Consider the following 15,160-nt stretch of genomic DNA (forward strand, 5'->3'; position numbering starts at 1 on the left):
AAAGCTTTATTGTGGTATTGCTTTGTGGCTTGCTTATGGCCTGTCTTTTTATGTTTTACGCCTTACCGGAACAAGCGCGTTGGGTAAACGATGGCCTTTCAAAGGCTGCTCAGCGTTCTTTAGCGCAGTTATCGACTTCTATAACGACTCCGTTGTTAACTAGGCAATATGCAGAGCTATATGAAGAAATAGACAGTCAACTTCAAACTCGCCCTAATTGGAAAAGTATTAAAATTGTTGATGTTGATTCAAAAAACCAATTGTATCCGCTTGAGAATTGGGTTGGAGCAAATGAAAACGGCGACATGCTGTTATCTCAACAGGTGGTATTTTTAGACAAACCGCTGGCTAATATTAGCTTGGTTGTTAATTTTACGAATGAAATTAACGAATCTTCAAAACTTCATTACACCTTAATATATATACAATTTATTATTTTAGTTATCGTTTTTATAGGTTTAGCTTGGCTGGTGGATTACAGGGTTACATCGCCTTTGAGGACGCTAAAACTTGGGTTTTCACGTTTAGCCAAAGGCGACTTTGATTGCCATATAGATAAACAACAACAAAATGAAGTGGGCAGTGTAATAAATGCATTTAATAATATGGTTGATGAGGTTGCGAATAACCATCAAAAATTAAATGCATTACGAATTCAAGCTGAGTCTGCAAGTAAAGCAAAGTCAGATTTTATGGCCAGTATGAGCCACGAATTAAGAACTCCATTAAATGCAATTTTAGGCTTAGCCCAGCTGTATGGATATGATGAGAGTGCTAATAAAGTACAAAAAGAAAACGCGAAAAGCATTTATCAAGCTGGAGAGCATTTACTATTACTCATAGACGATGTGCTTGATTTAACAGCTATTGAGTCGGGTAATATGCAGTTTAGTTTTTCTTATGTGCCTATTAAAAGCATATTAGAAGAGTCAGTAGAGCTTGTCACTGAGCTAATTAAAGGGCAATCAATAACACTGCAAACTCACGGTTTTGAGTCCTTAGAAGGATTGAGTATTTATATTGATCAGCGCTGCTTTAAACAAGTGATGCTTAACTTGCTTTCAAATGCGATTAAATATAACAAACTAAATGGCAGCATTAATATTAATTGTCGGGTGTTAAGTAATAAACAATGCGAAATAGATGTAATAGATACCGGATGCGGATTTTCTCCAGATGACATTTCTCGCCTATTTAAACCTTTTGACCGCTTAGGCGCTGAAACCAGTAAAGTAAATGGAACCGGTATTGGTTTAGTGATAACTAAGCAGCTGGTAGAGCGTATGCAAGGGTCTTTGAGCGCACAAAGCGAGCAGCACAAAGGTTCTTGTTTTACGCTAAACTTTAACAGTTTTGATCAAACTGACTTGCCAGCACAAGTGCAAGCCCCTCAAATAACACAGCAAAGCTTAAATGCGGTAACGCTTCCTACGCTTGAGGTTTTAGTGGCAGAAGATCAAGTTACAAATCAGCAAGTGTTAAAACAGCAATTAACTATGCTTGGAGTGTGCTCTACTTTTGTAAGTAACGGTGAGCAAGCTTGGGAGGCCATACAAAATAAACGCTTTGATATTTTACTAACCGACATTCAAATGCCCTTACTCGATGGGTTAGGGTTAGCCAAAAAAATACGAGAAAACACTCATTTTGATGAACTGATTATAATTGCAATTACGGCCAACATTACCAAAAACAACATAGATAATTGCTATAGTTGTGGAATGAATGGCTTTTTAACAAAGCCTATTGAGCTTGTTAAATTAAAGTCGTTATTGATGGAGTATTCTCAAACTATGGTCAATACACGTTCAGAAAAATCAGATGGTGAAAATATAGCTTCAGATAGTTTTGATCAATTAGATATTACGCTACTAAAAGCAATGCTTGGTGATGATCCTAGCGTACATTGCATGGTATTTAATGCGTTTTTACAAACAGCAGGGGAGCAAATTAAATTAGCTAACGCGTATGCTAAGAGTAAAAACTATGTTGATTTAGCTTTTCAGGCTCATGCATTAAAGTCGTCTTCAAAGTCTGTTGGGGCTATTGAGTTGGCAAATATATGCCAGCAGATAGAAACACAGGCAGAAAACGAAACAGTTAAAAATGAATATATACAGCAGCTGGAAGAGCGCTTTAACGCTGTAGTCACACAACTTAAAAGCTATTGTTTACGATATGAAAAACGCACATAAAAAATGGCTCTTAAAGAGCCATTTTTTGTTTTAGGTATATTAGTATTTAGCCGCTTGCCCTTTTTTGGGTAAAGCGTGCTGTATAAAGTCACGTAAATCGTTATTAGAGCTTTCTAAATCAGCGTGGCGAAGGTACATCATGTGTCCGCTTCTGTAGCCTTTAAAGCTCAAACGGTCTTTCATTTTACCGCTTGGGTCTAATTGCCATAACGTATATTTAGCGTCAAAGTAATTGGTTGCGCCATCAAAGTATCCTGATTGGATCATCACGTTTAAGTAAGGGTTTTGCGCCATTGCTAAACGTAGATTTTCGCCTGTATTATTACCGGTTCTATCCCATGGATGGACATTACCAAATAAGTTATATTTTACATCAGTTTTATAGTTTAACTCTTCACGTAAGTAGTGATTAATTGCAGGAGTGAAAGAGTGTAACCAAGAGGTAAGTTCAGCCCAGTAGTCTGGGGATTCACCTGCGCCTCGTTTATCTATTCCTAAATAACGAGAATCTAAGCGACCCACAGTTTGACCACGTTCACGTAGTAGCTCTTTCCAGAAAAACTGAGTTGGAATATCTAAGTTATTTTGCTCAACAAATTTTTCTGATAAGCCAGCGTAGTGCGCCATTTTTGTAATTATGCGTCGCTTTTCATCAGCATTAATAAAGCCACCTTTAGCAAGCGCAGGGATTAACTCATTTACAGTAAACTCTTCAACTTCAGGTAATAACTCATCAAGATCTTTAGCTTGTAAATCGGCGTTAAGTGCTTTGTGATACCAAGCAGTCGCTGCAAAGTAAGGTAGGCGGTTAGCGGCTTTAATCGGACCGTCGCGCTTAATACCAATATCGGTAGGTGATACGAGAACAACACCGTTTATGTACATCCACTGACTGTTTTGAAGCTCATGAGCTAGGCCAGATACACGTGTTGTACCGTAGCTTTCACCAATTAAAAATTTAGGCGAGCGCCAGCGCTGGGCTCTATTTACAAAAGTATTTAACCACTCAGCAAGGTATTTAATATCGGCATAAACACCAAAAAATAGCTCTTTTTGTTTTGCTTTAGAAGGCAGTTCGCCTTTTTCGTTTTCAAGTACGCGTGAGTAGCCAGTATTTACCGGGTTTACGTAAACAATATCGGCAATATCAAGTACAGAATATGGATTGTCTTTTACGCCATAAGGTTGAATTGGATAGCCTTCGTCATCAATTTTTAATACGCGAGGGCCAGTATAAGCAAGATGCATCCATACAGAAGCCGAACCCGGCCCGCCATTAAATGAAATAAGTAATGGGCGAGCTGTCCTGTCGTCAACTTTGTCACGTGTGTAGTAGGTGTATTGTAGTGTAGCAACCGCGTCGCCTTTATCATCCCATACAGGTTGTGTGCCTGTAGCTACGGTATAACTAAAACGCTGGCCATTAATTTTAGCCTTATGTTGGGTAACTACTTTGCTGTCTACATCAATACGACGGTGGTTATCGGCAAGCGTGCTTGTACTAATTATTAATGCAATAACTGTTATCGGTAAACTGATAATACGACTAAGCTTCATTAGGTGTCCTTATTATTGTTGATACATCATTAAAGATAAAAATGAGTTAAATAACAAAAGTATTGAGACTAGTGGCCGATAATACTGGTTAAGTAAGGTATTAATACATTGAAAGACGCGTATTAATCGCTTTTATAGTTATTTTGGATTTACTTTCTTTATTTAGTTAATTGCAAAATTCAGGTATATTGCGGCCTACTTGTATTGATTTTTTATACAGGCTATCACCAAAAAAAATCTAACGGATTACGCTTTCAAGCACAATAAGTGCACTCTACACCGGATGTTTATGACTAATGCTATTGCAGTAATAGCGTTGTATTTGTCGTTTTGTGGTAAAACTAATTAAAGGTAAAGAGAAGCTTTATGCAAAGAGTATTAGTGGTTGAAGACAGTAAAGTAGTGCAGCAGGTACTTCGCCACTTAACTGCACAATACCTTGATGTGGCAATCGATTTTGCTTGGTCTTTAGCTGAATGTGCCACTTACGTAGAAAAATACGACTACACGCTTGCGTTAGTTGATTTAACCTTGCCAGATGCTCCTCACGGTGAAGTCGCAAAATATACTTTATCTAAAAAGATTCCTACGGTTGTTTTAACCTCAAAAATAGATGAGTACAAGCGCCAACAAATGCTTGAATTAGGTGTCGTTGATTATGTTATTAAAGATAATCGCGACTCTTACCATTACGCCGTTAAACTCGTTGCGCAATTGCTAAGAAACCAAGGTTGTAAAGCATTAGTAGCAGATGATTCATTACTGAGCCGCTCGTTAATGAAGCAAATGCTTGAAAAGCAATTGTTTGATGTGACAGATGCCCACGATGGACAACAAGCACTCGAAATATTAAAAGCTAATCCTGATATAAAGCTACTTATGACCGACTACGCTATGCCTTCTATGGATGGCTTTGAACTTGTTAAAGCGGTACGTAACTTTAGAGGCCGAGACGACTTAGCAATTATTGGCTTGTCGGGCGCGGGGAAACATGGCCTATCAGCGCGATTTATTAAATATGGCGCCAATGATTTTTTAACAAAGCCATTTATGAATGAGGAGTTTCATTGTCGAGTACTTCAAACAATGGAGCAACTATCGTTAATTTCAGATATTAAAGAAAGCGCGCATAGGGATCATTTAACAGGGCTTCATAATCGACGCTATTTTTATCAATATGCAGAAAAGCTCCTTAAAAGTAAAAACCAGAAAAATACTCTCGCATTGTTAGATATCGATTTTTTCAAAAATATTAACGATACATTAGGCCATGAGGGTGGCGATCAGGCTTTAAAGCAGGTTGGTTCATTAATCCGTACTACGTTTTCAAAGTTTACAGTTGCACGGGTTGGTGGAGAAGAGTTTGCCATAATATTACCTGAGATAGAGCTTGCACGTGGTCGTGAATACTTTGAAGCATTTAGAAAAAAGCTGGCTAGTTACGATTTTTCTATCAGCGATAAATCAATTAAAATTACTACAAGTATAGGCTTGGCAGACTTTCAAGACACTAGCTTGACGCAGGCAATGCGTGTTGCTGACAAAGCATTATACGAAGCTAAAAACCAAGGTAGAAACTGCGTGGTATAACTCTGTTATATAAAGCTAAGCATGCAATTAATATATTGCACGCACCAATGTAGATAACTTGTTAAATTAACGCACCTAATTGGTGCGTTTTTTTTGTTATTTAGTTTCTGTTTTTCACTAACTTATTGTTTTAAAAAATATAAAAATAGTGGCACAAAGGTTGGATTGTTTAACCCAACAGGATAACAATAAAGAGTCCGAGGGGGCCGCTATGAAAATGATTAGTGCAATCATAAAACCATTTAAATTAGACGACGTGCGTGAAGCACTCGCTGATTTAGGAATTGAGGGGATGACAGTAGTTGATGTTAAAGGTTTTGGACGTCAACGAGGTCATACTGAGTTATATCGTGGTGCAGAATACCAAGTAGATTTTATTCCTAAGATCAAACTTGAAATTGCAACTCGTACTGAAAATTGTCAACGCGTTGTTGAAGCTATTACTAAAATTGCATCAACAGGTAAAATCGGTGACGGGAAAATTTTCGTGTACGACTTAGATCAAATTGTTCGTATCCGTACTGGCGAACTTGACGAAGAAGCAATTTAAGGGGGTCTCATGGAAAATACAATAATAGAACTAAAGTTTTCACTCGATACCTTCTATTTTTTAATATCAGGTATATTAGTAATGTGGATGGCAGCAGGTTTTGCCATGTTAGAAGCGGGCTTAGTTCGCTCTAAAAACACAGCTGAAATTTTAACTAAAAATGTCGCGCTGTATTCAATTGCATGCACGATGTTTTTATTAGTTGGCTACAACATTATGTATGTAGACAATGCCGAAGGTGGTTTTATTCCTTCAATAGGCGCTTTAATTGGCACACAAGCTGCTGATGCTGACCATTCTTTAGAATCTGACTTTTTCTTCCAAGTAGTATTTGTTGCAACGGCTATGTCGATTGTATCGGGTGCTGTTGCTGAGCGTATGAAGCTATGGGCTTTCCTTGGCTTTGCTGTAGTACTAACTGGTTTCATTTACCCTATTGAAGGTTACTGGACATGGGGTGGTGGTTTCTTATCTGAAATGGGCTTTGTAGATTTTGCAGGTTCTGCAATTGTACATGGCGCAGGTGCAGCTGCTGCACTAGCGGGTGTACTAATCCTAGGTGCTCGTAAAGGAAAATATGGTAAAAACGGTGAAATATACCCAATTCCAGGTTCAAACTTACCACTTGCTACACTAGGTACATTTATTTTATGGATGGGTTGGTTTGGCTTTAACGGTGGTTCTCAATTACTACTTTCGGATAAAGAAAACGCAACTGCGGTAGGTCAAATATTACTTAATACTAATGCAGCTGCTGCAATGGGTGCTATTGCTGCACTGTTTGTATGTAAGATACTTTGGGGCAAATCAGATTTAACCATGGTATTAAACGGTGCATTAGCAGGTTTAGTTGTAATTACTGCTGATCCACTTTCACCTTCTCCATTAATGGCATGTTTACTAGGTTTACTTGGTGGCTCATTAGTTGTGTTTAGCATTATAGCACTTGATAAAGTTAAGATTGACGATCCAGTAGGTGCTATCTCTGTACACGGTGTGTGTGGTGCATTAGGTATTATGTTAGTACCGCTAACCAATGGTGATGCAAGCTTTGTTAATCAGTTAATTGGCCTACTTTGTATTCTTGCCTTTGTATTTGTAGCATCATTTATTGTTTGGACAGTGCTTAACAAAACAATGGGTATACGAGTAACTGAAGAGGAAGAACTAAACGGTATGGATCAACACGATTGTGGCATTGAAGCCTACCCAGAGTTTGTTTCTGTTCGAAATAGCTAATAGTTTATTTAAATAATAGTGTGTTTACACAAAGCCCTACTTCGGTAGGGCTTTTTTTGTTTCAGGGGGGGTTAACTTTTCGGATGTTAGGATATGCCCAATATGCTAAGCTCACACTCGTGAATAACCCTTGGAATAAATTACACCTAAATGGCCGACAATAAAAAAACACCTACCAGCAAACCTGCAGCTAAACGTGCTAGTAAATCGTCAAGCACGACAAAAAAAAGCACATCAAAGGGCAGTAAAAAAACAGTGAAGCCCACTGTTAAACGCTCTTTTATGAGAAAAACATGGTCAGTGTTTTGGAAATTCAGCTTGGCTGTTTTTATTGCAATGGCAATGTATTTCATTTATTTAGATTCAAAAACTACACGTATATTTGAAGGTAATAAATGGCAACTTCCAGCGCAAGTGTATGCTCGTTCTATGGAGTTCTATCCGGGGCAATTTTTATCAAGCCAAGAAGTTGTGTTTGAGTTAGAGCGTCTACATTATTCATCTGTTAATAGATTAAGCAGAACAGGGCAGTTTGTTAAAACAGCAGATAGCATCAAGATTTATCGCCGTGATTTTGAATTTTATGATGGCCTTGAAGAATCACATATTATTGAACTTCGTTTTGCAGGGCAAAAAGTTGCGACTATTAAAGATAAGTTCGGCAGGCGTTTAAACTCTGCTCGCCTAGAACCTGTGCAAATAGCGCGAATTGGCAACGACTCTAAACAAGATAGAGAATTTGTACCGCTAGATAAGTTCCCAGCCATGCTTAAAGATACGCTACTGGTGGTTGAAGACCGTGATTTTTATGATCACCATGGTGTGTCGGTGTTTTCTATTTTACGTGCGCTTTATTCAAATATTAAAGCGGGACGCACCGTTCAAGGTGGCAGTACGCTTACTCAGCAATTAGCTAAAAATATTTACCTCACGCGTGAGCGTTCTTTAGTACGAAAAATAAATGAGGCCTTTATTGCCCTTATTTTAGATTATCGCTATTCAAAAGATCAGATATTAGAAGCTTACTTAAATGAGGTATACCTAGGGCAATCATACAACCAAGGCATCCATGGTATGGGGCTTGCCTCTGATTTTTACTTTTCAAAGCCTGTAGACGAGCTTGAGTACGATCAAATTGCTCTGCTGGTGGCAATGGTTAAAGGCCCATCTTATTACAACCCACGTCGTTATAAAGAGCGCACAATGGAGCGCAGGGACTTAGTGCTACGTCTAATGGTCGAAAATAAGTTACTTAGCACAAAAGAGTACCGTGCATCGCTTAATCGCCCAATTGATATTGCGCCAATGAAAGCCAGTTTACAAAAATCATACCCAGGCTATTTAGAGCTAGTAAACAGAGAGTTAAATGAATTATTACCTGATCAGCAAACACTTGATGCAGGCGTAAGAGTATTTACTTATTTTGACTTGCAAAAGCAAACAGCAATGGAAGAGTCGATTGAAAAGAGTTTACCGTACTTGGAAAATCGCCCTAGAACTGAAAAACTAGAAGCAGCCATGATCTCTGTTAATGTAGAAAAAGGCGGTGTTTCTGCACTTATTGCTGGTCGCGATGTTCGATATTCAGGATTTAACCGTGTTTTAGACACAAAACGTAATATAGGCTCGCTTGTAAAACCTGCCGTGTATTTAACCGCACTGCAATTGCCACATTATAATTTAGCTACTTTGCTTGATGACTCGCCAGTACAGGTCACAAATGAGCAAGGTAAAGTGTGGCAACCAGAAAATTTTGACCACCAATACCGTGGTGCAATTGCGCTTTATAAAGCATTTAGTAACAGTATAAATATCCCAGCGGTTAATTTAGGCCTCGATGTAGGTGTTGATAAAGTAGTAAATACATTGAAAGGTTTAGGCGCAACAGGGGCGATAGACGAATACCCATCGCTGCTTTTAGGGGCTGTTGAAATGTCGAGTTTTGAAGTGGCTCAGCTTTATACAACAATTGCTGCAGATGGCGAATATAAAAAGCTCACTGCAATTTCGGCATTAACTGACTCTGTTGGTAAAGTACTTTATAAGCATAAAGTAAATGCAGAGCCTCGTTTTGATAAATCTGCAATGTATATGACCAAATACGCGATGAAACGCGTAACGAAAGATGGCACTGCTAAACGCTTAAATTTACACTTTCCGTCAATCCAGCTCGCTGGTAAAACAGGGACCAGCAACGATTTACGTGATAGTTGGTTTGCAGGCTTTGATCAAAATACAGTGACTGTTGCGTGGCTTGGTCGAGATGACAACAAAAGTACGGGGTTAACAGGTAGCGTAGGCGCATTAGAAGCATATATTCGTTACTTAAAGCCACTTAACCCACAAGCAATAGCTGATACTCGTCCGCCATCAATACGCTGGGCATTTGTAAATGAGCAAACGGGTAAGCAGGCACCACCAGGATGTGGCAAGGTGATTCAGCTACCGCTTAGAGCGAGTGAGTTCGAGCCTAGGCCGCAATGCATACGTTAATAAAACAGAGCCCTTAATAATAAAACCGCTAACTCAGCGGTTTTATTATATTTAGCTTAACTATCTAGCAGTTCGAATCAGCAATTAAATAAATTTTAATTGGTTTTATTACCATGTTTTTTAGAAATTATTTAAAAATTAGTGAGTATAACTAAAATAAAAATAGCATTATTCGAGATTAAAAAAAACTTTTGTAAATAATTTGTTGGCGTTGCGTTTATTTAAATTATTGCTGGTTGGTACTCTATTTTTGTATCTTTAAATTAACATTTCAAGTTTTATATTATACAAATAAGCACGCTTAAATCATTTTAAGTTTTTGTTTTTATTTGTTTTTAATTTTAATTTTATCTTAGATTAATTAACATATTTACAATTTGTACTCTTTTGTTACTCTCTGTATGCATTTTGTCTAAAGTGCTAAAATAATTATAAACTTTACAGGGATAAGAATATGAAAAATATATTCAAAAAAAATCTTACAGCAATAGCGGTTCTTGCTTCTCTCGGAGTTACTCTCCCAGCAGCTGCATCTGATGTTGTAGGGTCTATTAATAATATTTCTACTACTGCAGGGTATACAGTAAAAGTCAAAAACCCAGCAACAGGGTTAGAAAGAACACTAAGTATTTCTGATGATGGATCTTTTCGTTTTGCATCTTTACCTTCTGGTAGTTATCAAATACAAATTATAAAAAATGGTGCTGTTGTTGCAGAAGATAACGTTCGAGTTTCGTTAGGAGCAAATGCAAGAGCCAGTTTTGATTTAGCTCAAGTTAGTGACTCTGGGCCTGAAGTAATCCAAGTATTAGGTGCTCGTATATCTTCAATTGATTTAACTACAGCTGATTCGGGGTTAGTAATTACTGATGCTGAAATAGACCGTATGCCTATAAACAGAGACCTTACATCTGTTGCGCTATTAGCGCCAGGAGCGGTTAAAGGTGATAGTGCATTTGGAAACACCGCTTCTTTTGGTGGTTCATCGGTTGCTGAAAATGCATGTTATATAAACGGGTTAGAAGTTACTAATACTCGCCAAGGTCTTGGTTGTGGTGAAGTACCTTTCGAATTTTACGACCAATTTCAAGTTAAAACAGGCGGTTATTCCGCGAAGTTTGGTCGTGCAACCGGTGGTACTATTAATACAACTACTAAAAGTGGTACAAATGAGTGGGAATTTGCGGCAGTCGTACAATTTCAACCTGACTCTTTACAAGAAGAGGGCAGCATCTCTCGTGGTAATAATGGCGCTGGCCAAATTTTCAGAGATGAAAGCCTGGATTCAGATAGCAAAACTGATGTAACGTTTTCTGCTGGTGGTCCACTAATCGAAGATACACTGTTTTTCTACGGCTTGATAAACCCAAGGGATACAGAATCTACATATACTTGGGGTGGAGATGAGTTCTCGCCAAATGATCAATACCGCAACGAATCAGCTTCTGGTGGTGATAATTTATTCTGGGGTGGTAAGCTTGATTGGGATATTAATGAAAACCACAGATTAAGCTACTTTGCGTACTCTAACCGTCGTGATATTGAGCGCTCTGTTTATGAATATGATAATGGGACAGTTGGAGATCGTATTGATGGCGCTCTTCTCAAGCGTGGTGGTGAAGCGCAAAGTTTAAGCTACACAGGTGTGTTAACTGAAAACTTAGTAGTGACGGCAATGGCTGGTAATATTAAGACAGAGTATGAAACACAATCTGAGAACTTAGTTTGTCCTTCAATTACAGATTCACGCGGCACAGCTAACCCTATTACAGGTTGTGGCGCAGGTGGTAGTTTTGGTGCTAATAATGATGAAAACACACAATACCGCTTAGATGTCGAGTATGTCTGGAATGATCATGAAATAACATTTGGTATTGATTACCAAGAACGTGAGTCGGTGCGTATCGATCGCCCAATTGGAGGCCATAGCTATGATTATAAAACACTTGCTGCAAACGGAACTTTTCAAGCAGATAATGGAGCTTTAACGAATAATACAGGTAATGTTTTACAATACGTTGAAGATCGTGTTTTCGATGGAGGTGGTAGCTTTGAGTCAGAATTAACCGCTTACTACATTGAAGATCAATGGCAAGTAACAGAGGATTTCTCAGTAAAAGTTGGCTTACGTATTGATGAATTTGATAGCTGGGGTACGACCGGTAAGCTCCTAACTAGTTTTGAAACAGATATTGCTCCTAGATTGGGTTTTACATGGGATCCAACAGGTACTGGCGATACTAAAATTTATGGTACATATGGACGCTATTACTTACCAGTTGCTAATAATACTATTTTTAGAGCTGCATCTGGTGTGAGTGATATAACGACAGCTTATACTTACTCTGGTGTTGATGGCCAAACTGGTGCTCCTACAGGTTTATCGCCACTTGCAGATACATTAGGCTCTGGTGGCCTTGCTAATTCTCAGCAAGTGAGTGGTGTACCAATTATTCCTGAAAAAGATATCTTTCAAGCGCAAGAGGCAGACCCATTCTCTAAAGACGAATATATCATAGGCTTTCAACAGGCACTTAATGATGAATATACTGTTGGTGTAAAAGGTGTATACCGTGAGGTAGCTACAGCGCTTGATGATTACTGTGGTCGTTATGCATATCCATTTTGTGTAATGATTAATCCAGGTTCTTCAGCAAGTTGGTATAAAGACGGTGTGTATTGGAATGGTACAAGTAATGATCCTACAACAGAAATAAACGATGGCATCCCAGATGCAAATTCATTAACTACTTACTCAGCAGAGACAATCGGTTTACCGAAAGCTAATAATGAATATACAGCGGTTGAATTTAGCCTTGATTACAAGGCCGATACAATTCGTTACCAGTTCGGCTATACGTGGGCAAGGAGTGTAGGTAACTTTGAAGGTGCGGTTAAATCAGATATTGGTCAAGCTGATGCCGGTATTACACAAGATTTTGACTTCCCTGCAGTTATGGATGGCTCACAAGGTTATCAACCTAATGATAGACGCCATACATTTAAGTTCTTTGGTAGCTGGGAGCCTATGGAAGATCTTACAGTTGGTTGGAACGCAACTTTGCAAAGCGGTCGTCCAAAAAGCTTATTTGGTCAAGGTTACCCATCTACAGATCCAAATCTAAATGGTGGCTGGGGTGATAAATTCTACATTTACACTAACGATTGCCCTGACACTAGTGGCAATGGCGAGTGTGAGCAAGATGAAAAAATCTATGAAAAACACGATCGTGGTACAAATGGTCGTACACCTTGGGTATTTAATTTAGATTTATCTGCTGCGTATGACTTTACGGTATCAGATATTGACATGCGTGCATCGGTAAATATTTTCAATATATTGAATACGCAATCTGAGTACTCAATGAATGAGCACTATGAGCAAAGTGAGGGTGTTGTTAATGCATATCATGATGCTGCTTATTCTTGGCAGACTCCTAGGTATGTACGCTTAGGTTTTGAAGCTCGCTTCTAATAAGTCTAATTATCTTTACTAAAAACCCTTCTGATTAGGAGGGTTTTTTTATTTGAATTTATTTATTAACTCTTAAGATTTAAAAAACTGCATCGATTTAGTTAAATCATCGGATAAGCGACTTAACTGCTGCGCATCTTGCAGTGTTGATTGTGCTGATGTTAGCGTTTGATCTGCTAAATTACTCACCTCTTGCGAATCATTTAATGCTTGTGTTGTCGCATTTGACTGCTGTTTAACACGCTCTGCAATAACTTCGCCCTGATGTTTAATATCGCCCATACTTTGCTCTGCGCTTTGCAATACATCATTAGTTTGATTGGCTGTTTTTACTGATTGCTCCATTTTTTCAACACTTGAGCGCATTTTTTGCTGAGTGTCGTCAGATGCTTGTTGTAAGGAGCTAATAATTTGGTGAATTTCTTGAGTTTGTGTTTGGGTACGCTGAGCAAGAGTTCTTACTTCATCAGCTACAACGGCAAAGCCTCGGCCATGCTCGCCAGCTCGTGCAGCTTCAATAGCGGCATTGAGTGCAAGCAAGTTTGTTTGATCGGCTATTTCACTGATCCCTTTACTTACTTTGCTAATTTCTTGGCTATCTTGTGCTAGTTTATCGAGCGCTTGTTGGCTCTCTGCAAATTCAATTTGGAGGTCTTGCATATATTTAGCAAGCTCCATTGTATTATCTGAACCTTGTTTCACATGAGCTGCAGCATTTTGTGCGGTAAGCGTAGCTTGATGCGCTGACTCTTCAACTGCAAGTGCGTTTTGAGCCATATCGCTTAGTGCATTATAAATGGCATTGACTCGAATTTGCTGTTTTGAAACATCATTGCTTGTTTCGCTACTCGCATGTGATAGCGATTTAGTTGCATCGCATAGCTCTTCTGTACTTGTTTTAACATCAAATAATAAATGTGAAAATGCATTAAGTAATGCATTGTAGCGCGATGCAATAATTCCCATTTCATCATTAGTGCTCGAATCGATAGTGGCATTTAAGTCGCCATTCGCGGCTCTATTCGCGGCATCAGCAAAGCGATTAATGGTATCAACAACTGCAAAATAAAAACCAATCATCAAATAAAATGCAAATAGCAAACTGATCAATGAAGCAGCTAAAACAAGATTTCGTGTCCACTGTTGAGTTTGCAGTTTTGCCTCTATAAGGCTCTCATGTGTTGGAATGCTCTTACTAACAAGTTGATTAATACTACTGTGAACGTTGTTTGTTAGCTTAGTGAACTCTGCTTGAGTTAATAGAATATCGTCTGGTTCAAGTAGTTTTTCATCTATCGCTTTTTTAAATGCTCCCACAGCACTGTGTAAATTAGTTAAAGGAGGCATGAGCGCTTTGTTTACTGCTTTATCTGCATTGGTGGCTACGTTGAGTATTTTATCGAGTTGTTTTTCGTATAAAGGAAGTGACTTACTAAAATTTGAAAGTGCTATAAACGTATCAGGCGTAAAACGGTTACTAGCTAAAACAGTATTAGCGCTTTGCGCTGTTGAGTTTATTTGCATTATAAGTGCAGGAATTGGCGTGACTAAAGAGCGGTTTACATAAGCGCTTGCTAATTGACTGTCTAAGGCTAGATTTGATTGAATAGAAACAAGTTCAAGTACTTCATTTGCTTGTGTGTCTTTTATATCAAAGCCGAGTGAGCGAGCTATTTTTATATTTTGATTCGTATCTCCCTGCATTTGATTTGAAAGTATAGCTCTGTAGCCTTTTAAGCCTTGCTGCTGCATTTTTGAAACAGTAATACTTTCACTTAATAACGAGAATAAAAAAAACAAACTAAGTGCTAGAGGAACGAGTAAAATTCCAAACATTAAGCTGATTTTAGTTTTGTATTTTAAGTTTGCCATTAGCTGGATAGCGGGAAAAGAAAATTGGCGTAATCCTGACATAAGGCTCTCTTGTATTTTTTGTAATAGAGTAAAGGTGAATAGACCTTGTTATGCTTAATTATCATTCATTTATAGACATACAAATAAAAAAGCCCTTTCGGGCTTTTTTCAATCTTTAGTCTTAATTACATACTTAAAAACAAGTGG

General features: G+C 38.3%; 9 protein-coding genes. 6 read left to right on the forward strand and 3 right to left on the reverse strand.

Annotated elements, in window-relative coordinates; genetic code table 11:
* The first annotated feature begins 50 nt into the window (after nucleotides 1-50).
* A complete protein-coding gene (locus RB214_RS04325) occupies nucleotides 51-2,195 on the forward strand; it encodes an ATP-binding protein (protein ID WP_309168455.1) in 2,145 nt (714 codons plus the stop codon).
* A gap of 39 nt (nucleotides 2,196-2,234) precedes the next feature.
* Here RB214_RS04325 and RB214_RS04330 read toward each other — a convergent pair whose 3' ends face one another.
* Nucleotides 2,235-3,752: a carboxypeptidase gene (locus RB214_RS04330; RefSeq protein ID WP_309168456.1), complete on the reverse strand. Its 1,518-nt coding sequence runs from the start codon at nucleotides 3,750-3,752 to the stop codon at nucleotides 2,235-2,237.
* Nucleotides 3,753-4,118: 366 nt separating this feature from the next.
* Between RB214_RS04330 and RB214_RS04335 the strand changes: the two genes are divergently transcribed.
* From RB214_RS04335 to RB214_RS04345, 3 genes are all read left to right on the forward strand, one after another.
* Nucleotides 4,119-5,342 carry a diguanylate cyclase domain-containing protein gene (locus RB214_RS04335; protein WP_309168457.1) on the forward strand — a complete coding sequence of 408 codons (1,224 nt, stop codon included), beginning with the start codon at nucleotides 4,119-4,121 and terminating at the stop codon, nucleotides 5,340-5,342.
* A gap of 211 nt (nucleotides 5,343-5,553) precedes the next feature.
* Nucleotides 5,554-5,892: a P-II family nitrogen regulator gene (locus tag RB214_RS04340; RefSeq protein ID WP_004587162.1), complete on the forward strand. Its 339-nt coding sequence runs from the start codon at nucleotides 5,554-5,556 to the stop codon at nucleotides 5,890-5,892.
* A gap of 9 nt (nucleotides 5,893-5,901) precedes the next feature.
* The gene (locus RB214_RS04345; protein ID WP_182670816.1) at nucleotides 5,902-7,131 is read left to right on the forward strand and encodes an ammonium transporter; all 1,230 of its coding nucleotides are present in this window, start codon (nucleotides 5,902-5,904) and stop codon (nucleotides 7,129-7,131) included.
* Nucleotides 7,132-7,277: 146 nt separating this feature from the next.
* Here the strand turns inward: RB214_RS04345 and RB214_RS04350 are convergent, their stop codons facing one another.
* A complete protein-coding gene (locus tag RB214_RS04350) occupies nucleotides 7,278-7,484 on the reverse strand; it encodes a hypothetical protein (RefSeq protein WP_182694293.1) in 207 nt (68 codons plus the stop codon).
* Between RB214_RS04350 and mrcB the strand changes: the two genes are divergently transcribed.
* The gene (gene mrcB, locus RB214_RS04355) at nucleotides 7,474-9,624 is read left to right on the forward strand and encodes a penicillin-binding protein 1B (protein ID WP_309168458.1); all 2,151 of its coding nucleotides are present in this window, start codon (nucleotides 7,474-7,476) and stop codon (nucleotides 9,622-9,624) included. The genes RB214_RS04350 and mrcB overlap by 11 nt on opposite strands.
* 454 nt (nucleotides 9,625-10,078) lie before the next feature.
* Nucleotides 10,079-13,099: a TonB-dependent receptor gene (locus RB214_RS04360; RefSeq protein ID WP_309168459.1), complete on the forward strand. Its 3,021-nt coding sequence runs from the start codon at nucleotides 10,079-10,081 to the stop codon at nucleotides 13,097-13,099.
* 72 nt (nucleotides 13,100-13,171) lie between these two features.
* Here the strand turns inward: RB214_RS04360 and RB214_RS04365 are convergent, their stop codons facing one another.
* Nucleotides 13,172-15,013 carry a methyl-accepting chemotaxis protein gene (locus tag RB214_RS04365; RefSeq protein ID WP_309168460.1) on the reverse strand — a complete coding sequence of 614 codons (1,842 nt, stop codon included), beginning with the start codon at nucleotides 15,011-15,013 and terminating at the stop codon, nucleotides 13,172-13,174.
* Nucleotides 15,014-15,160: the final 147 nt, after the last annotated feature.

The organism is Pseudoalteromonas sp. HL-AS1 (assembly GCF_031198785.1).
Lineage (GTDB): Bacteria > Pseudomonadota > Gammaproteobacteria > Enterobacterales > Alteromonadaceae > Pseudoalteromonas > Pseudoalteromonas distincta.